General features: G+C 59.6%; 15 protein-coding genes and 1 riboswitch. Of the genes, 9 read left to right on the forward strand and 6 right to left on the reverse strand.

What is annotated here, in order from left to right; all coding sequences use genetic code 11:
• Nucleotides 1–59: 59 nt before the first annotated feature.
• A complete protein-coding gene (locus GZH47_RS20535) occupies nt 60–1,238 on the forward strand; it encodes a peptidylprolyl isomerase (protein ID WP_162642788.1) in 1,179 nt (392 codons plus the stop codon).
• A 318-nt stretch (nt 1,239–1,556) separates the two neighbouring features.
• Here the strand turns inward: GZH47_RS20535 and GZH47_RS20540 are convergent, their stop codons facing one another.
• Entirely contained in the window at nt 1,557–2,402 is an 846-nt protein-coding gene (locus GZH47_RS20540; RefSeq protein WP_162642789.1) for an alpha/beta hydrolase, read from the reverse strand.
• A gap of 266 nt (nt 2,403–2,668) precedes the next feature.
• Between GZH47_RS20540 and GZH47_RS20545 the strand changes: the two genes are divergently transcribed.
• The 7 genes from GZH47_RS20545 to GZH47_RS20575 all read left to right on the forward strand — a co-directional run bounded on the left by GZH47_RS20545 (nt 2,669) and on the right by GZH47_RS20575 (nt 8,756).
• Nucleotides 2,669–3,238 (forward strand): GNAT family N-acetyltransferase, encoded by a 570-nt coding sequence (locus GZH47_RS20545; protein WP_162642790.1) that lies wholly within the window; start codon nt 2,669–2,671, stop codon nt 3,236–3,238.
• 80 nt (nt 3,239–3,318) lie between these two features.
• Complete coding sequence (locus tag GZH47_RS20550; RefSeq protein ID WP_225446147.1) at nt 3,319–4,404, forward strand: zinc-dependent alcohol dehydrogenase; 1,086 nt, start codon at nt 3,319–3,321, stop codon at nt 4,402–4,404.
• Complete coding sequence (locus GZH47_RS20555) at nt 4,404–4,736, forward strand: cupin domain-containing protein (protein WP_162642791.1); 333 nt, start codon at nt 4,404–4,406, stop codon at nt 4,734–4,736. The genes GZH47_RS20550 and GZH47_RS20555 overlap by 1 nt, the downstream gene beginning before the upstream one ends.
• 68 nt (nt 4,737–4,804) lie before the next feature.
• Entirely contained in the window at nt 4,805–5,317 is a 513-nt protein-coding gene (locus GZH47_RS20560; RefSeq protein ID WP_162642792.1) for a phosphoesterase, read from the forward strand.
• Nucleotides 5,314–5,790: a pantetheine-phosphate adenylyltransferase gene (gene coaD, locus GZH47_RS20565; protein ID WP_162642793.1), complete on the forward strand. Its 477-nt coding sequence runs from the start codon at nt 5,314–5,316 to the stop codon at nt 5,788–5,790. The genes GZH47_RS20560 and coaD overlap by 4 nt, the downstream gene beginning before the upstream one ends.
• 82 nt (nt 5,791–5,872) lie before the next feature.
• Nucleotides 5,873–5,951, forward strand: a riboswitch (ZMP/ZTP riboswitch).
• 66 nt (nt 5,952–6,017) lie between these two features.
• Nucleotides 6,018–6,866 carry a bifunctional 5,10-methylenetetrahydrofolate dehydrogenase/5,10-methenyltetrahydrofolate cyclohydrolase gene (locus GZH47_RS20570; RefSeq protein ID WP_162642794.1) on the forward strand — a complete coding sequence of 283 codons (849 nt, stop codon included), beginning with the start codon at nt 6,018–6,020 and terminating at the stop codon, nt 6,864–6,866.
• A gap of 177 nt (nt 6,867–7,043) precedes the next feature.
• Nucleotides 7,044–8,756 carry an outer membrane protein assembly factor BamB family protein gene (locus GZH47_RS20575; RefSeq protein ID WP_162642795.1) on the forward strand — a complete coding sequence of 571 codons (1,713 nt, stop codon included), beginning with the start codon at nt 7,044–7,046 and terminating at the stop codon, nt 8,754–8,756.
• Nucleotides 8,757–9,244: 488 nt separating this feature from the next.
• Here the strand turns inward: GZH47_RS20575 and GZH47_RS20580 are convergent, their stop codons facing one another.
• The 5 genes from GZH47_RS20580 to GZH47_RS20600 form a co-directional block, all read right to left on the reverse strand.
• Complete coding sequence (locus GZH47_RS20580) at nt 9,245–9,958, reverse strand: ThuA domain-containing protein (RefSeq protein WP_162642796.1); 714 nt, start codon at nt 9,956–9,958, stop codon at nt 9,245–9,247.
• Nucleotides 9,959–9,971: 13 nt separating this feature from the next.
• Nucleotides 9,972–10,697, reverse strand: coding sequence for an SDR family NAD(P)-dependent oxidoreductase (locus GZH47_RS20585; protein WP_162642797.1), 726 nt, complete (start codon nt 10,695–10,697; stop codon nt 9,972–9,974).
• Between the two features lie 129 nt (nt 10,698–10,826).
• A complete protein-coding gene (locus tag GZH47_RS20590; RefSeq protein WP_162642798.1) occupies nt 10,827–12,545 on the reverse strand; it encodes a methyl-accepting chemotaxis protein in 1,719 nt (572 codons plus the stop codon).
• 199 nt (nt 12,546–12,744) lie between these two features.
• Nucleotides 12,745–14,382 (reverse strand): sensor histidine kinase, encoded by a 1,638-nt coding sequence (locus GZH47_RS20595; protein WP_162642799.1) that lies wholly within the window; start codon nt 14,380–14,382, stop codon nt 12,745–12,747.
• Entirely contained in the window at nt 14,379–15,065 is a 687-nt protein-coding gene (locus GZH47_RS20600) for a response regulator transcription factor (protein ID WP_162642800.1), read from the reverse strand. Before GZH47_RS20600 ends, GZH47_RS20595 begins: the two co-directional genes overlap by 4 nt.
• A gap of 265 nt (nt 15,066–15,330) precedes the next feature.
• Between GZH47_RS20600 and GZH47_RS20605 the strand changes: the two genes are divergently transcribed.
• Nucleotides 15,331–17,799: an ArnT family glycosyltransferase gene (locus GZH47_RS20605; RefSeq protein ID WP_162642801.1), complete on the forward strand. Its 2,469-nt coding sequence runs from the start codon at nt 15,331–15,333 to the stop codon at nt 17,797–17,799.
• Nucleotides 17,800–17,816 lie beyond the last annotated feature (17 nt).

A 17,816-nucleotide genomic window follows, 5' to 3' on the forward strand; every position in this document is an offset into this window, starting at 1 on the left:
GGCAAGCGGCTTGTTGATTCGGCCGCTTGCTTTCTTATTCCACCTTGGCAGGGAGGTAGATGACGATCGCATCGAACAAGCAGGCGCGCAGGCGCAAAGGGAAGCAGGTCCGCACGGAAGCGAAAGAGGAAGCGGGTTCTCCCCGCCGCCGCGGAACAGGCCAATCGGGACGCAAGTTGAAGCTGGCAGGCGCAGGCTTGCTCGCGCTGCTCGCCATCTTGATCGGCGTATCCGTCTATCGGGCGCAGGCTGCGAAGATACCGTCAGTACCGGATACGGCAGTCGTGGCCACGATCGACGGGGAGCCCGTGACGGCGGCCGAATTTCTCGGCATGCAGACGACGAAGCGCGCCGGCGTTTATGATTATTTTCAACAAACCTATAAGCTTGGCGACACGCCGGACTTCTGGACGAGCGCATACGGCGGCGAACGGCCGGCCGATAAGCTGCGCGAAGAGACGATGACGGCTATCGCGGGCGATAAGGTGCAGCTTATGCTGGCCAAGCAGGAAGGCATCGTGCAGGACATTACCTACGAGGCCGTGCTGAAGCAGTGGGAATCGGAAAACAAGCGGAGGGCGCAGACGCTGAAGAAGGGCGGTCTCGTTTACGGTCCGGCGCATTTGGATGCGGCCTTCTATTACGATACATGGCTGACGGAGAACGTGGAGCGGCTTAAGGCGAAGCTGGCGCAGCGGGATGCGTTTACGGAGGCGCAGGTGAATGCTTACTACGAGCAGCATATCGCCGACTATATCGGGCAAGCAACGATCCGGACGTCAGTGGTCTCGCTGACATGCCAGCCGGAGGACTGCAAGGCCGCCGATTCGTCGGCGCGCAAGCAGATGGAGCAAGTGAGAGCCGGGTTGGCAGCCGGAGAGGATTGGACGACCTTAGAGGAACGGTATAAGAACAGCGGCAGCGCGGTTCAGTTTGCTTCCCGGACCTTCGACGCGGCTTCCGCGAAAGAAGATACGATGATGGATCCGCTGCTGCTGCAGGCTGCTAAGAAGCTGCATCGGAATGAGGTCAGCGGGCTTGTGGAGGAGAATGGCGTACTCTATGTCGTAAAGGTATTGTCCGTCGAGCAGCCGAAGGCTGTTCCGGTATCGGAGTTCAGCGGCCAAATTCGGAAGCAGTTGTCGGACGAAGCGTACGCCAAGCTGATCGCGGCACGGACGAAACAGGCCGATATCGTCATTGATCATCGCGTGTACGACAAGCTGGAAGCGGAATAGCGCGGTGCGAATAGAGGCAGGAGGCGGGGAGTTGCGGGCTGGGTTAGAAAATAATAGGCTTGAAACAAGCGTGATACGTTAGAAACTAGGGCGATGCGTTAGATTCAAGCGCGATAGGTTGGGATCTAGGGCTTGCCCTCTCAACGACTCAATGGAATAATGCGGAGACGCTGCAATATCGCTCGGGAAGCACCCGTGAAGAATGGCCTTGAGGAAGGCTGTTTTTTCACGGGTCTTTTTTGGTTGGGAGGGCGGCCCGTCGTACAAGAAAGGAGCTGATTTGCATGGATGCAGGCTTATTGCTCGCTGCCCTTAAGCTCAAGCATCCTCAAGCTGCTCCTTAAGCCAATCCCGCATGACGTCGAACACTTCTTCGCGGTCCAGTTCGTTGTGCAGCTCGTGCTTGAGGCTGGGCCATTCCATGAACGTGCACCTGGAGCCGGCGGCATCGGCAAACTGCCTGCTGGCCAGGATGGAAGTCACTTTGTCCGTACCGCCGTGCATGAGCAGCAGCGGGACGCGCCATTCCGGCGCATGCTTGATCGCCCATAATCCGGCACCTTGCACGCTGAGGAAGAAACGCGCCGTGATGGCGCCATGGCCGAGCGGATCCTCCTGATACCGTTTGACCATCTCGGGATCGGAGGTCAAATGGTCGCCGACCATCGGCCTGTCGTTCGTATACGCCGGAAACAGCCGGTTCACGACACGCGCGATGATCAGCTGGAGCGGCGGCGGATTAAAGGCGAGCCGCAGCCAAGGGCCTGTTACGATGACGCCGGCAACATCCGGCTTGCGCCGCAGGACGTAATTCAGCGTGACGTTGCCGCCCATGCTGTGTCCGTACAGAAACACGGGCGTCCCGGGAAACCGTGCAGCGGCTTCGGCCAGCATCGCGTCGATGCCGTCCATCAAAGCCGGATACGATTTGGTGTGCCCGCGCTTGCCTGCGGTTTGGCCGTGACCGACCTGGTCGAAGCCGAAGACGGCGTATCCCGCATGCGTGAACATTTCGGCGACATGCCGGTAGCGGCCGATATGCTCGCCCATGCCGTGCACGAGGGCAATGACGGCGTGAACGTCCCGCGATTCCTCCGCTTCCCATTCCGCCGCGTACCGCCGCGATCCATCCTTGCACCGAAGCTCGAATATGCGCTCCTTCATTGTCGTGCTTCCTCCTTATTCCGATATTCTCTATTTAAACTTTACCACACTGATGTCAGATTTATGAAATGCATTGGTTCCGCTTACACTATTTTTATTGTATCCGCATGCATGCCGTGAGTCTTATCGCGGCTCGGAATCAACGGACGTGCACGGGTTTTCGCCTTCGGCGGCAATGTTTCGTCTTACCCCGGTTTGTTATTTCATGGTAAATTATACGTATTCGACTAGTGAAGGGGCTGCTAAAGATCAAGATCGGAGGATCCATGAACGAATTCAGCATTCCGTGCGAAGACATTGTATTGCGGCTTTTTCGGCCCGAGGATTTGGATGACTTTCACGCGATCACGCATGAGCCGGAGATCGTCCGTTACTTGCCTGGCTGGAACGCCGATTCTAAGGATATTCGCGCGGATTGGCTGATCAATTACGAAATTCCGGGCAATGAACGATTCCTTGAAGCCGTTCGGGAGGGCAGGGAGATCGGGGATCGGCAGCTGAGACTGGTCATGGCGTTGAGAGAGACGGGCGCCTTCATCGGCTGGGTCTGCACGTCCGTCAAGGAGGAGCTGCCGCCGCCGAACCGGGAGATCATGTACGGCATTTCCGCCGCATACAGCGGCAAAGGCTACGCGACGCAAGCGGCTTCCGGCATGATCGGGTATCTGTTCGGACAGGGACTGGCGGAGGAATTGAACGCCATCGCCCTCACGCATAACGCGGCGTCCAACCGGGTCATCGTCAAATGCGGCTTCCAGCCGGTCGGCGACATCGCGATCGACGGCGAGACGTATCATCACTATAAGTTGTTGCGAAACGGGTTTGGGACTTTCTAGATTCCCCGCGGAATGCTACCATGGAATCATTGAACGATTATGCACAATATGGGTTTGAAGCCAACAGGGATCATGCACAAATGAACCGAACCGCACGAATCGAATCGTCGAGGGGAGATCATTACATGCAGGCGCTCATCTATGAAGGACCGCAAGAAATGGCCATCAGGGAAACGGACAAGCCCGTACCCGGCGAAGACGAGATTCTGATCCGCGTCGCGTACTCCGGGATTTGCGGATCGGAGCTCAGCGGATATTTAGGGCGGAACTCGCTCCGCAAGCCGCCGCTTATCTTCGGCCACGAGTTCTCCGGCACGATTGCGGAGATCGGCAGCCGGGCCGAAGCGGAGGGCCGCTGGCGGATCGGCCAGCGCGTCACGGCTAATCCGCTGGTGACTTGCGGACAATGCGAACCTTGCGCGACAGGCAGGCAGCAGCTGTGCGCCTCTCGTAAGCTGTTGTCCGCCGCGCTGCCCGGCAGCAACGCGGAGTATGTCAAGATCCCGGCGGCGTTCGTATACGCCGTGCCGGATTCGATCACGCTGCAGCAAGCGGCCATGACGGAGCCTGCCGCCTGCGCGATCCGCGCGGCGGAGCTGGCGGCGCTCAAACCGTCGGATACGGTGCTGATCGTCGGCATGGGACCGATCGGGCTGCTCGCGCTGCAAGCGGTGCGCCAGCATGGCGTGCAGGACGTGATCGCCGTCGACATGAACGCGGACCGATTGCAGATCGCCTCCAAGCTCGGCGCGAGGCATATCGTCTGTCCGGGAGCAGGCGTCGATACGCTGGAAGAAGTGAAACGGCTGACCGGCGGAGCGGGCGTTAACGCCGCCATCGACGCGGTTGGCTCGGGCGCGACGCGCAAGCAGTGCGTGCTTGCCTGCAAAGGCGGCGGACGCACCGTGTTCACGGGGCTGCACGAGGAAGAATCGACGCTGCCGATCAATATCGCGATTCGGAACGAAGTGACGATGACGGGCGCTTTTGCCTACTCCGCCACGAACTTCCGGACGGCGCTCAAGTGGATCGAAGAAGGACGCATCGGGCTTGCCGAGGGCGTGATCGAAGCGCCGCTTGAGGAAGGCGGCCGCTGGTTCGAGACGCTGCTGAAGCAGCCGGGCCATGTATCGAAAGTGTTACTTATACCAGGAGGTGGGGCATAATGCCGCGTTTTGAGGAATGGCATACGTCGGGTCCCGGCGTCGAACGGAAGATTTTCAAGCCGGGCAAGACGATCATGAGCATGATGGTAACGATGAAGTCCGGCGCGATCGGAAAAGCGCATTCGCATCCGCACGAGCAGCTGTCGTACGTCGTCAGCGGCAGGCTGCAGCTGGAGATGAACGGTGAATTCTCGGTGGCCGAAGCGGGAGAGCAGTTCGTCATTCCCGGCGACGCGGTGCATGAGGTGACGGCGCTGGAAGATACGGTCGTCGTCGAAACGTTCACTCCGCTGCGCGCGGATTTGCTGGCGACCATTACGGACAGCGAGTAACGTACTGTAGAAACGTACGTACGAGCAGAAGCTTAGCGGCAGCGTACATCCAAGGAGCGTGTTCTCTCTTGCAAAAGGTATTTTTCATATCCGACCATCATTTCGGCCATAAGCATATTATCGATTTTGAAACGCGGCCGTTCTCGAACGTCGACGAGATGAACGAAACGATGATCGAGCGATGGAATGCGGTCGTCGGCAAGGACGACAAGGTGTTTCATCTCGGCGATTTCTCGTTTCTGAACCGGGACAAGACGGCGGCCATCGTATCGCGGCTCAACGGCTACAAGCATCTCATTCTCGGCAATCACGACCGGGGCCGCTCGCGCCAATGGTGGCTGGACGTCGGCTTCGACGAGGTGAGCGAGCATCCGGTCATCTACAAGGACTTCTTCTTCCTCTCGCACGAGCCGATGTACATGAACAAGCATATGCCTTACGTCAACGTGCACGGGCATATCCATGGGCAGAAATACGAGAGCGTCAATTACTTCAACGTCAGCGTGGAGCATTGGGATTACACGCCGCTCACCTTCGAGCAGATCCGCGATGCCGTCGTGCCGAGCGAGGAACAGGGATGAAAGTCGTCTATGCGGGAAGCTTCGATCCCATCACGCTGGGGCATATTTCGGTCATTGAGCGGGCATGCAGCCTGTTCGACGAGGTCCATGTCATTATTGCGAACAACCGCAGCAAGAAGCATTACTTCGACATCGCGCAGCGCACCGAGCTCGTGCAGCTGTCGATCGCGCATATGAGCAATACGGTCGTCGTGCCGTTCGAGGGCATCGTGGCGGATTACGTGAACGCGAACGACGTGAAAGCCGTTATTCGGGGCATCCGCAATTCCACGGACCTTGAATACGAGCTGCAGCTGGAGCAATACATGCGCAGCACGACGAAGGCGGACACCGTCTACCTGTCGCCGTACGTGAAAGACACGCAGACGAGCAGCTCGCTCGTGCGCATGTTCCTGCAATCGAACAAAACCGAGCTGGCACAGGCATACATGCACCGGGATGCGTATGCGCGAATGGTGACGTTCACGGTGTAAGGGAGCGGCGCGAGGGCAGCGCAAGGCACGGCGGGCAGTTGCCCGAACGGACGGCTTGGCGTATAATACTACCAACGATTCAATAGCGAGTGTGACTGGCGTAACGCGGCGAACCGCGGGGGAGCACATCGTTCATACGGCCGTACGCCTGGGCAGAGGTAAGGGAGCAATATTCCCTTGCCTCTTTCTGTTTTTCTAGCAGCGTACAACCGAAAGGATGATGGAACATGTCTCATGCGGAAAAGCTTATTTTGGACGGAAACGCGGTCGCGGCCGGCATCAAGGAACAGCTGGAAGCGCGCATCGCAAGGCTGGCGGAGCGGGGGATCACGCCGTGTCTGGCTACGATTCTGGTCGGCGGGGACCCTTCCTCCGCCACGTACGTCAGGATGAAAGGCAATGCGTGCAAGCGGCTTGGCATCTCGTCGATTCGCGTGGAGCTGCCGGCGAGCACGACGACGGAGGAGCTCATTGCCGCCATTCGTAAACTGAACGACGACAAGTCGGTGCACGGCATTCTGCTGCAGCATCCGGTGCCGCACGGGATCGACGAGCGCGCGGCGTTCGAGGCGATCGCGATCGAGAAGGACGTCGATGGCGTGACCACGCTCGGCTTCGCGCAGAACGCCTTCGGCTTCGCGGATTATCCATCCTGCACGCCGGCGGCGATTATGGCGATATTGGCGCATTACAAGCTTCCGATCCGGGGCCGTCATGCCGTCGTCATCGGCAGAAGTCCCATTCTCGGCAAGCCCGTCTCCGCCATGCTGCTGAACGCGGACGCGACGGTGACGACCTGCCATTCCAGAACGGAGGATCTCGCCTCCATCGTCCGTCTTGCGGACATCGTCGTCGCTGCCGTAGGCAAGCCGAAATTCGTGCAGGGCGACTGGATTAAGCCCGGTGCCGTCGTGCTGGACGCCGGATATAATCCCGGCAATGTCGGCGATGTAGATTACGAGGCGTGCATGGCGAATGCTTCCGCGATCACGCCTGTGCCGGCAGGCGTCGGCCCGGTAACGATCGCGACGCTGCTGAAGCATACGGTGGACGCGGCGGAGAAGTTCGGGGGTTAAGAAGCAGGAGAGCTGCAAAGGTCAGAAGCCGGCTTGTTCCCGATGGGGTTCAAGCTGGCTTCTTTGCGCTGTCATGAACGCTGGAAGCCGGATTTTCCCGGGAAGAGATGAAACCTTTCGGAACGGCTGCCCGTCTAGGAGTGGACAGCAGTCGAATTCCGAAGGAGGCTTATCCTTATGCGCAAATTTAAACATTCCTTGCTCGGCGTGCTTGCAGCCGGGCTGGTCGCCGCATCGCTAGGGGCCGGAGGCACGGCTTCCGCGCAATACGGCAGCGAGCCGAGCTACAGCCTGGAGACGAACTACGGCTTCGAAAATAAAGTACCGACGGCCAAGGCGCTCTGGAGCGCGGAGCTTGATCTCCCTTCCGGCACGGAACGCATCCAATATCCGCCCGCCGTGGGCGAGACCAATCTCTATTACATCAAGAGCGGCGCACTCGTTGCGCGGAGCATCGCTTCCGGCAAGACGCTGTGGTCGTTCGGCGCCAAGCTGCTGCCGGGCTCGGCCGTCATTGCCGGGAGCTTCGTCTATGCGGGCAGCGCCGATGGCAGCGTGTATAAGGTGAATCCGTCGACGGGCTCGGGCACCCGCATCTATCAGTCGAAAGAGAAGCAGCTCGTCTCGCTCAAGGCGGACGGCTCTACGCTGTACGCGTCATCGAACAGCGGGCTGGCATCGATTAATTTGGCGACTGGCAAATTGAATTGGACAGCCGGGAGCGATGCGGTCGGCCATAACGGAATGACCATTCTCGGCAGCATGCTGCTTGTCGGCACCTTCGAGTCGGGCGCGATCACGGTGAACACGTTCTATGCCATCGACAAGGCGACGGGCAAGACGCTGTGGAAGCTGGAGGGCAGCCACGACAAGCTGCTGAAGGCGGACGGAGATACGCTGTACTTCAATAACGACTGGCCGCATACCGACGAATCCGCCTATGTGGCGACGATCGATATCGTCAGCGCCAAGACGGGCAAAGTAACCGGCAGCAAGCCGTTCGTCGCGGTCAGCACGGCGCTGCCCGCGATGTACCAAGCTCCGAAATACGTGACGGTCGACGGCAATGACGTTTATATTCTGACGCAGGACAACAAACTGTTCTCGTATAACTTGAACGACGGCACGGATGCTGTTGCGAGGTACGTGACCGATGGCGGGAGTTTCATAGCCGGCCCCTACAACGGCAAAGTGTTCTTCCAGAACGTCGACAACCTGGGCTTCCATGCCCGCAAGCTCGTGGATCAGTCTTCGCTGTTCTATGAAGGCTTGGACAATCCGGCAAGCCGGGTGGATTTCAAGAATGCCGGCATGTACGTCGGTCAGACGGACGGCGAGGTGTACGCGCTGAACGTGACGACGGGCAAAGCGGCTTTCCGCTTCCAGACGCAAGCTCGGAATTACGGCCCGTTCCAGGTCGCGGGCAGCACGCTGATCGTGCAGGCCGAAGGCAAGCTCTATGCGTTCCGGCTGCCGGAAGAGCTGACGAAGCCGCTGGCCACGGGACCGACGGGCGCGTTCGTGAAAGCGGAGGCCGGCCTGATCATCGACGGCAAGACGAAGCAATTCCAGCCGAGCATGATGACGCTGAACGACCGGATGTTCGTGCCGATGCGATTCCTCATGCAGGAGATCGGGGCGAAAGTCAGTTATGACGCGCCGAATAAGCAAACCACGATTACGTACGGGAAAGCCGCTTTCACCCTTACCGAGAATTCGGCCTTCGCCGTGAAGGACGGCAAACAGGTTGCTTTGACTTATGGGCCAACGATTCTGAACGGCAGCTTGTACGTGCCGATCGGCGATGTCGGGAAGCTGCTGGGCATTGCGGTCAATTGGGAGCCGGGCCCGCGGACAGTGGTCGTTACGACGGCGGCGGCAGGAGCATAGAAAGAAGTTGAGTCGCGCCGTTCGCGGCCGCAGGATCCGCTAATATGGCGATTTGGGGCTATTGGCAAGTCAAAGCGGCCGGGCGTTCCGCTATCCGGCGGCGATGGCCTGGATCGGTAATGATTTGAGGCGTATAGCGTCTCCCGAGTCCGCCAAAAGCTAAAATGGGGCAGAAATGCGCGAATAACGGATCTCCTGTCCGCCGAATTTGAATGTGAATGATCCATTGAATATGAATGATCCATTGAATGTGAATGATCACTTGAATGATCCACCGCGCCTCTCGTGGCCTATTGCCATGCACCAGATAAAAAGAGCCCCCATTTCCACTCGCAGGAGCGGGAACGGGGGCTTTATGCATGCAGAGAGCAGGGGAATCGTGTCGCAGCCGCGCAATCCTTGGCCGGCTCGTATAGGCGCAATAAGCGCATGACATGCCGATCCGGCTCTGTACATGCGGAGACCCGGCGAAAGACCGGATGCCGCGCTTAACGTCCGGACGCCCAACGCGCGCAATTGCGCACAAGCCGCTGATACGATGCAGGCTTAAACGACGGGGCATGATGCCCAGGCTGCAAATAGACGAGCTTGCCGAGTCCGTAGGCGCGTTCCCATCCCGCAGGATAACGCTCGCCTTCGAATTCGAAGGTCAGGAACTCCGTCCGCGCAGCTAGCGAATCGAGCTCGAACAGATACGGCTCCTCGTCCAGCGCGAACGATTCGACTCCGTCCAGCAGATGGTGTCCGTAAACCGGATGATAGTTAAGAGATTGATAAGGAGGATGGCCGGTAAAACGCGCGCCGATCAGCTGTGCCAGCTCAGGGCTGCTTTGCAGGGAAACGCCGTTGTGAATGACGAGCAGTCCGCCGCCGCCCGCCACGTAACGAAGCAAGCCTGCGGTCTGCTCCGGCGCCAGCGCGCGATTCCAGCAGTCCGTATAAGAGATGCATAACGGGTATTCCGCTTGGTTCAGCTCGTTCAAGACGTTGTAATCTTCGGTCGCGGTCAATAGGAATTCAGGAGCTAGAATAGACTGAATCTCGGCGCGCGCCGGCTCCAGCGGATGCCAAGGGGCTTCCGTGAAGTCGCCGAGCAGCAGCGCTTGAATCGGGCCGGCGTTTCCCGTTGTCCTGTTGGCTTGTCCGTTATCGCCGGCTTGCCTGCTGCCGGCAGCTTCCGAGTTGTCGTTGATTTCGCTCATTGTCGCACGCTCCTCACCATGGCAACTCGTTGCCGGTATCCGCTTCGAGGTATAGCGGCCGGTCATGGAGCTCGCTACGGCGCTCTTCGATCCGGCCCAGAATAAAGGCTGCCGATTGCTGCGGCGTATGCGTGCCGGAGTCATTCCACGTGCCGCTCATCGATGTCTTGACCCAGCCGGGGTGGAGCAGCAGCACGCGTCCGCCGTCCCCGCGAATGCGGTTATGGATGATGGTCGAGCCCATGTTCAGGGCGGCCTTGGCCATGCAGTAGCCGAACCAGGCCTCGCGATAGCTGTTCCCGATGCTTCCGGCTTCCGAGGTGATATTCACGATCAGCTTGCCGCCGTTCATGATCGGTTCGAGCAGCGCGTTGGCCATGCGAATGGCGCCGAGCGCCGTGATGTCGTAGACCCGCTGCATTTCGCTAAAATCGAGCTCGTCCGCCACCGTCTTCTCCGTGTCCCCGAGCAGTGCGGCGTTGTTGATCAGCATGTCGAGCGCCGGCGTAAGGCTGCGAATCCACTCCGCGGCTTCCTGTACGCTGGCGTCGCTGCCGACGTCCAGCAGGAAGGCATGAAGCTGTCCCGGGAACTGTTCGTTCAGCCGTTCCAGCTCGGGATTCGGGCTGACGATGCCGCCCGCGTACACGGTGCAGCCTGCTTGCAGCAAGCCTCTCACCAATTCGAGCCCGATCCCGCGGTCGGTACCCGTAATGCAAACCTGTCGATTCTGTGCCATAGGAGCTCCTCCATTTCATGTGTTCATGCAGAGGTAAACGGCGTATAAGGTTGTCTATGCTTCAGCTTCATTATAGTGAAAACGAAGCAGCATTCCTATGAAAATCGTGCGTGCTCGCGCCGTACGCCGTTATACGCGGAACCGGCTGACGCCTTCGTTCAGTTCGCCGGCGAGCGAGCGCAGCTGCTCGGCCGCGCTTGCGACTTCCTCTACGGAAGCCAGCTGTTCCTCCGATGCGGCGGCAACCTGCTGCGAGTGGCCGGAAGCCGCTTCGGCGATGCGTTCAGACTCTTCCAGCGATGCGGCAATCTGTTCGCTGCAGGCAGACATTTGCTCGGAAGCGGCGGATACCTCCTGCACTTGCTCCGATACTTCCTTCACCGATGCCAGAATCGCGCGGAACGATTCGCCCGAAGTACCGGCCAGCTCGGTGCCGATGCGCGCCTGTCTGGCGGACGACGTCAACGCGGCGCTGACCTCCTCGGCCCGGGAGCCGATGGCATGAAGAATGCCGGCGATCTCTTCCGACGAGAGCTTGGAACGCTCGGCCAGCTTGCGGATTTCCTGCGCGACGACGGCGAAGCCTTTGCCGTGCTCGCCGGCTCTGGCAGCTTCGATGGAGGCGTTCAGCGCAAGCAGGTTGGTCTGATTGGCAACGTCGGCTATGTGCGAGAGGATGTTTCCGATTTGGCCGTTGGACGCATTAAGCTCCTCCATCGTTCCTGCCGCTTGTACGACTTGATTCTCGATGGTCCGCATCTGGTCCAAGGTGCGGAAAATAACCCGTTCGCCATTCATGGCTTGCTCCGTCGTTTCCGCTGCCAATTCCGACACCGACGAAGACGATTCCGCGATGCGCTGAATGCCGATCGCCATCTCGGTCATCGCCCGGAGGCATTCTTCCGTGCTTGCCAATTGCGTTTGCGTGCCTTCCGCCACCTGTTGAATGGCCTGCGTGATTTCGTTCGTGGCGAGCGCCGTTTGGCCGGCGGTTTCCTTTAGACTGCCGGAAGACGAGGCGACCTCGCCGGCAGTTTGCTTGATATGCACCGTCAATGCGCGCAGGCTGGCGATCATCTCGCTGAACGAGCTCGCCGCCTGGCCGATTTCGTTCGCTCCGAATGCCGGCATGGCCACCGTCAAGTCGCCTTGGGCGGCGATCTTCGCCGTTTGCGCCAGCAAGCGAAGCGGCTTTACGACTATGCGAACGAGCAGCAGGACGAGCACGACCGCGGCAAGGGCGACGAGCAGGCCGGCGCCGACGGCTTTGGCCAGAATGAGATTCATCCGGTCCTGAACTTGCGCATAATCGTAATCCAGCCCGAACACGGCGATCGGCTTGCCTTGAGCGTCGACGATCGGTGCCAGGTACGAGATCCAGGTGCCGTAATCATCCTTGTAAGTAGCCGAAAGGGCGGGATTTCCTTCGACCGCGCGGTTAAAGGCTTTCAGCATCGCATCGTCTGGGTTGTATTCGGTACCGGGCTTCATGCCTGCGGCGCTGATCGCTTCGCTGGCCAGCATGTTCCGCAAGTAAGTGCCGTCGTCTTTGGACGCGGAGCTCGCGGATAGATAATAAGCGTTGGTCATGATGTCTTTATCCGTCATTCCGTCTAGCAGCCGTTTCAGGATTTGCGTCTCGTTATCCGGCGGCGTGCCATTGGCGTCGACCGCTTCTGCCAGCGGCTCTATGAGATTTACATTCGCTTGCGCTTGGGCGCGAAGCTTGTCGCCGATCTCGGTGAACTTCTCGAATGCGGCGTCCTTCTGGGAAGCATAGAGGAGATACGACATGATGGCGATGAGCAGCAGAAATACGAGCGATAGAATCAACGAACTGCTGAACATGAGACTTTTCCGTTTTAACCAGCGTAGCAAGGGGATGCACCTCTCCATATGTCAATGATATTCTTCATCATAACGAGGAAATGTTAGCAAATTGCAGGGATAAGCGTTTGAATTGTGTGAGCAGGAGGCGCAGTTCGGCGAAAACAAAAACCGGTCTCCCAAGGGGACCGGTTTTCTGTGAGCTATTGAATTATCCGGACTAGATAGGCAGCCTGACGATGAACATGCTGCCTTCCCCGAGCTTGCTTCGCGCGGTTATGGAGCCGCCATGCGATTCCACGATCGATTGCGTGATCGCGAGGCCGAGGCCGGAGCCGCCGTATTTGCGCGCGCGCGATGCGTCGCTGCGGTAGAAACGCTCGAATAGCCGCGGCAGATGATCGTCGGCGATTCCGATCCCATTATCGCTCACGGCGAGCTCGGCGAAGGCGCGGCGGGAACCGCTGCCACTGCTGCCACCATTGCTCCCACCGCTCCCACCATTGTTCCCGCCGCTGCCGGAGTCAGCCATCAGCGAGACGGTGATGGCGCCGGAACCCGGTTCCGTGTGCTGCACGGCGTTTTGGAACAGGTTCAGCAGCACCTGTTTGAGTTTGTCGCCTTCCGCTTGCACGCGGATGCCGGCCGTCAACTGGAACGTGACGGACCGATCGACGGCAAGCATGCGCAGCTGAGGCTCCATGCCGCGGACAAGCCCGTCCAAGGACAGCTCGGCGAGCTTAAGCTGCGGCGCGCGGTCGAGCCTGGCGAGCGTCAGCAGATCTTCGACGAGCTTGTTGATCCGCTTGGATTCGCCATGCATGCTCCGCAGGGCGGTTTGCAGCTGTTCCGGGTTGGACGCCGCCGCTCCTCGCAGCAGCACTTCCAAGAACCCGTGAATGGACGTGAGCGGCGTGCGCAGCTCATGCGAAGCGTCCGCGATGAACCGGCGCATCGCCTCGGTCGTTTCCTGTTCGGCGCGAAACGATGCTTCGAGGCGCTCCAGCATGCCGTTGAAACCGACGGACAGCCGGTCGATCTCCTGCTGGCCTTGCAGCTCCGGAAGACGCTGCTTCAAATTGCCGGCGTCGATGCCTTTCACGGCTTCCACCATGCGGGACAGCGGGACCAGCGTGCGGCGCAGCGCAGGCATGTACAACGCGAGTCCCGCGGTCAGCGCAAGCACGGACAAGCTTGCGAAAATAAGCAGCTGACGCGTCATCACGTCCGTCAGCTGAGACGTCTCCGCCCCCATCTGCAGCAGTCCGTTCGGCTTGTCAGGCGGACCCGCGAGCCGGTAGATGACGATCTGCTGGACACCCCGGGAATCCTTAAGCAGCGAGTAATCGGCCTTCTTCGTTCTGCCTCTGTCCGCGACCAACCGATTGGTGATCTCCGTATATTTAGCCTGGGCGACCTGCGGTGACGGCACGCTGTATGCACCGGACAAATCCGTGAAGGAACCGTCCGTACCGACGTAGGCCAAAGAAGTTCCGGGCGCGAAGAGAAACGGAGCGTTCCGATCCGGCCGTCGCCCCTCGCCGCCGTTGCCGTTCCCGCCAAGGCTGCCGGGATTAGCAGCGGCATTGCCTTGATGCGAATGCTGATCTCCGGACATGCCGTCCGCATTGCCGTCGTCGACAAACCAGCCCATCGGCACCGTCATGAGCTGCGACCGGAGGGAGTCGGCTTTGCTTTGGTAGAGCGAATCCTTCATCAGCCAGCTCTGCATGAACCCGATCAGTACCAGCAGCCCGGCGAGGATGAGCAGCGACCGAGCCAGCAGCTGGCCGCTGAGCGAGCGGGGGAGAAACCGGCTGCCGTCTGTGCCGCGCTTGGATGCCGCAGCCCCCGTCATGGCAGATCCACCCGGTAACCGGCACCCCGCAGCGTGCGGATCAGCTGATGCTCCTTGTCCCCGAGTTTATCCCGCAGCGAACGGATGTACACCTCGACGATATTTTCCTCCCCGCCGAAATCGTAGCCCCATACCTTGTCCAGAATGACCGCTTTGCTCTGCACCATTCCGTGATGCAGCACGAGATATTTCAGCAGCTCGTACTCCGTCGGCGACAGCTCCAACAGCCTGTCCTCGTAACGGATTTCGCCCCTGCGGTCGTCGACCTTGAACGGCCCTAGCGCCACTTCCCCCAGCAAATCCGGGAATTGATTCCGCAGACGCGCGCCGATCCGCGCCAGCAGCTCGTCGAAGCTGAACGGTTTCACCATATAATCGTCCGCGCCCAGCGTCAGTCCTTTGATGCGGTCATCGATCTCGTCCTTGGCCGTCAGCATGATAACCGCGATCGCGTTGCCCGCTTCCTTCAGCATGCGGCATACGTGAAAGCCGTCCATGCCCGGCATCATGACGTCCAGCACAGCCACGTGCGGGCGGAAATCCAGCGCCAGGCTGTAGGCGCTCATTCCGTCCGGCGCGGTCTGCACCGTGTATCCTTCATTGACGAGTCCCATCTCCAGAAACTGCAGGATATGCGGCTCGTCGTCCGCAAGCAGGATGCGGATTTCTTTGGACGGTTTCATTGTCGCTCCGTCGCCCCTTCCGTTCATTCGGCCTCGTGCACGTGCTTTTCATTATGCATTATTGCACATAATGGGCGCGCATTCGAGTGCATTCAGCAAGCCTTCAGCGAGCATTCAGCAAACATTCAGCCGAGGTTCATTTACAGTTCAGATTGAAAACCCATGATTAAGACATCGCAAGCGGGGCATCGGTTCGCCGGCACGCTGGGAGTAAACAGAACCAAGCGAACATGAAAAGGGAACGAGAAGAGGAGTGATTCATCCCATGAAGGGATTTAAGCAGGTCAAAATCGATTTGTATTTGCTGGCCATCGCGGTCATGTCAATGTTCTTGAACGGCTACAACATCTGGGAGGACAAGTACGCGAATACCTATTACACGACGGCGGTCGGGAGCATGCTGCAAAGCTTCTCGAATTTCTTCTACGGATCGCTAGACTCGGCGGGCTCCGTTACGGTGGATAAGCCGCCGCTCACATTCTGGATTCAGACGGCGTTCGCGTATGTATTCGGCCTGCATGGCTGGAGCGTCATTCTGCCGCAGGCATTGGCCGGCGTCGGCAGCGTGCTGCTGATCTACTTCATTCTTAAACCGACCTTCGGCGTCAAAGCGGCGCGGATCGGATCGCTCGTCCTGGCGCTCACGCCGGTAGTGCCGTCGATCAGCAGGACGAACAACATCGACAGCATGCTCGTATTCGCCTTGCTGATCGGTACATGGCTGCTGTTCAAAGGCATCCGGAATTCACGGACGCGCACCGTCATCGGCGCCTTCGCCATGATCGGCGTCGCGTTCAATATGAAAATGCTGCAGGCCTATATGGTACTGCCGGCGTTCTATCTGCTCTATATTTTGGCGGCAAAAGTCAATTGGAAACGCAAGACGGCGGTACTCGCCGGCGCTACGGCGCTTATGTTCGTCATTTCGATTTCGTGGGCTGTCGTCGTCGATTCGATTCCTGCCGACAAGCGGCCGTATATCGGCAGCAGCGAAACGAACTCGGTCATGAACTTGGCCTTCGGTTATAACGGCGTATCCCGTTTGACTGGCGATCAAGCGCCTGGCGGCGGGGGCGGCGGCCGCGGCGGCATGCAGGACGGAAGAGGCGATGGCGGCTCGGCGGCAGGTGCCGGTTTTGCGGCAGCGGGTGCCGGCGGCGCGGCCGCGAACGGCGGCCAAGACGGCGGGGGACAAGCGGCGGCCGGAAGCGCCGACGGCAGCACGCCGGGCAATGACGGCACCGTGCCGAATGCCGGCGGCAGCGCGCCGGACAGTGACGGCACAGCGCCAAACGGCGACGGAACCGCATCCGGCAACGGCGCGATCGGCGGCATGGCGGCACCGAACGGAGGCTTCGGCGGCGGATTCCCAGGTCAAGACGGCGGCACCGGACGGGGAGGCTTCCAAGGCGGCGGTCCGGGCGGCGGCGGGAATATGTTCGGCACAGGCAATCCGGGTATCCTGCGATTGTTCCAATCCGGCCTGTCGGGCGAAGCAAGCTGGATGATCCCGTTCGTATTCTTCGCTTGCGTCGGCTTGTTCGCGAGCTTCCGCTTCAAATCGTTCAAGCACATGCATTTCACGCAGAAGCACAGAGAGGCGCTGTTCTGGCTTGCATGGCTCATTCCGGCCATGATGTTCTTCAGCGTGGCGGGCTTCTTCCATCAGTATTACCTGATTATGCTTGCGGCACCCATCGCGGCATTGGCCGGAGCGGGCTGGGTGGAATTGTGGCACGCTTATCGCGAGGGCAAAGGCTGGACGTCGTATCTGCTGCCGATTTCCATTACGGTAACGGCGGCGCTGCAATGGTACGTCATGCAGAACGACGACGATACGATCGGCAAAGGCTGGTCCATCGGCGTCGCGGCAGCCGGCGTACTGACGACGATGGTCCTCTTCACGCTCAAAAACGGCGGCGAATTCAAATTCAAACGCGTTATCGGCGTCGTCAGCGTGTTCGTGATGCTGATAGGCCCGGCATTCTGGTCGCTGACGCCGATTACGTACGGCCAAAGCAGCATGACGCCGATCGTCGGCCCCGAAGGCGACTCGATGGGCTTCGGAGGCGGCAAAGGCGGCTTCCCGGCGATGGCCGAAATGAATGGCACGGGCGGCATGTTCCCCGGCCAAGACGGCCAACAAGGCCAAGACGGGCAGAACGCCGCGGGCGCTTCGACGGATGATCAGAACGGCGCGGCTGCAGGCGGCCAAGACAATCAGGATCAAAGCCAGCAAGGTTTCCCCGGTCAGGACGGCCAATCGGCAGGCGGCTCCATGCCTTCATTCGGCGGAGGAGGCGGCATGCCTGGCGGCATGGGCGAAGGCACGATCGACCAGAAGACGCTCGCTTATTTGAAGGCGCATAACACGGGCGAAGAATACCTGTTCGCGACTTCCACCTATACCTCGGCCGCGCCGTACATCATCGACGAGAACGAGAAGGTCGTTACGCTTGGCGGGTTCTCCGGCTCCGATCCGGTTTACTCGGTCGAGAAGCTGCAGAAGCTCGTCGAGAGCGGCAAGCTGAAATATTTCATGATTTCCGGCGGCGGCGGTTTCGGCGGCCGGGGCGGCAGCTCCGAAGTGACGGCTTGGATCGAAGAGCACGGCACGGTCATTCCGACGAGCGAATGGCAGTCGAGCGGCGACAGCGGCGCAAGCGAGAAATCGATGGGCGGCATGGGCGGCAGAGGCGGCGGCATGACCCTTTACGAAGTGAAACTGCAATAATTCCAAAGGAGGGATCG

The sequence above is a fragment of the Paenibacillus rhizovicinus genome (assembly GCF_010365285.1).
Classification (GTDB): Bacteria; Bacillota; Bacilli; order Paenibacillales; family Paenibacillaceae; genus Paenibacillus_Z; species Paenibacillus_Z rhizovicinus.

What these genes read in the sequence shown, in the direction of transcription:
- GZH47_RS20585 (WP_162642797.1), bottom strand. Translation starts at nt 10,697, where the DNA reads ATGGCACAGAATCGACAGGTTTGCATTACGGGTACCGACCGCGGGATC.
- GZH47_RS20540 (WP_162642789.1), bottom strand. Translation starts at nt 2,402, where the DNA reads ATGAAGGAGCGCATATTCGAGCTTCGGTGCAAGGATGGATCGCGGCGG.
- GZH47_RS20575 (WP_162642795.1), top strand. Translation starts at nt 7,044, where the DNA reads ATGCGCAAATTTAAACATTCCTTGCTCGGCGTGCTTGCAGCCGGGCTG.
- GZH47_RS20570 (WP_162642794.1), top strand. Translation starts at nt 6,018, where the DNA reads ATGTCTCATGCGGAAAAGCTTATTTTGGACGGAAACGCGGTCGCGGCC.
- GZH47_RS20550 (WP_225446147.1), top strand. Translation starts at nt 3,319, where the DNA reads ATGAACCGAACCGCACGAATCGAATCGTCGAGGGGAGATCATTACATG.
- coaD (WP_162642793.1), top strand. Translation starts at nt 5,314, where the DNA reads ATGAAAGTCGTCTATGCGGGAAGCTTCGATCCCATCACGCTGGGGCAT.
- GZH47_RS20555 (WP_162642791.1), top strand. Translation starts at nt 4,404, where the DNA reads ATGCCGCGTTTTGAGGAATGGCATACGTCGGGTCCCGGCGTCGAACGG.
- GZH47_RS20590 (WP_162642798.1), bottom strand. Translation starts at nt 12,545, where the DNA reads ATGTTCAGCAGTTCGTTGATTCTATCGCTCGTATTTCTGCTGCTCATC.
- GZH47_RS20545 (WP_162642790.1), top strand. Translation starts at nt 2,669, where the DNA reads ATGAACGAATTCAGCATTCCGTGCGAAGACATTGTATTGCGGCTTTTT.
- GZH47_RS20535 (WP_162642788.1), top strand. Translation starts at nt 60, where the DNA reads ATGACGATCGCATCGAACAAGCAGGCGCGCAGGCGCAAAGGGAAGCAG.
- GZH47_RS20595 (WP_162642799.1), bottom strand. Translation starts at nt 14,382, where the DNA reads ATGACGGGGGCTGCGGCATCCAAGCGCGGCACAGACGGCAGCCGGTTT.
- GZH47_RS20600 (WP_162642800.1), bottom strand. Translation starts at nt 15,065, where the DNA reads ATGAAACCGTCCAAAGAAATCCGCATCCTGCTTGCGGACGACGAGCCG.
- GZH47_RS20580 (WP_162642796.1), bottom strand. Translation starts at nt 9,958, where the DNA reads ATGAGCGAAATCAACGACAACTCGGAAGCTGCCGGCAGCAGGCAAGCC.
- GZH47_RS20605 (WP_162642801.1), top strand. Translation starts at nt 15,331, where the DNA reads ATGAAGGGATTTAAGCAGGTCAAAATCGATTTGTATTTGCTGGCCATC.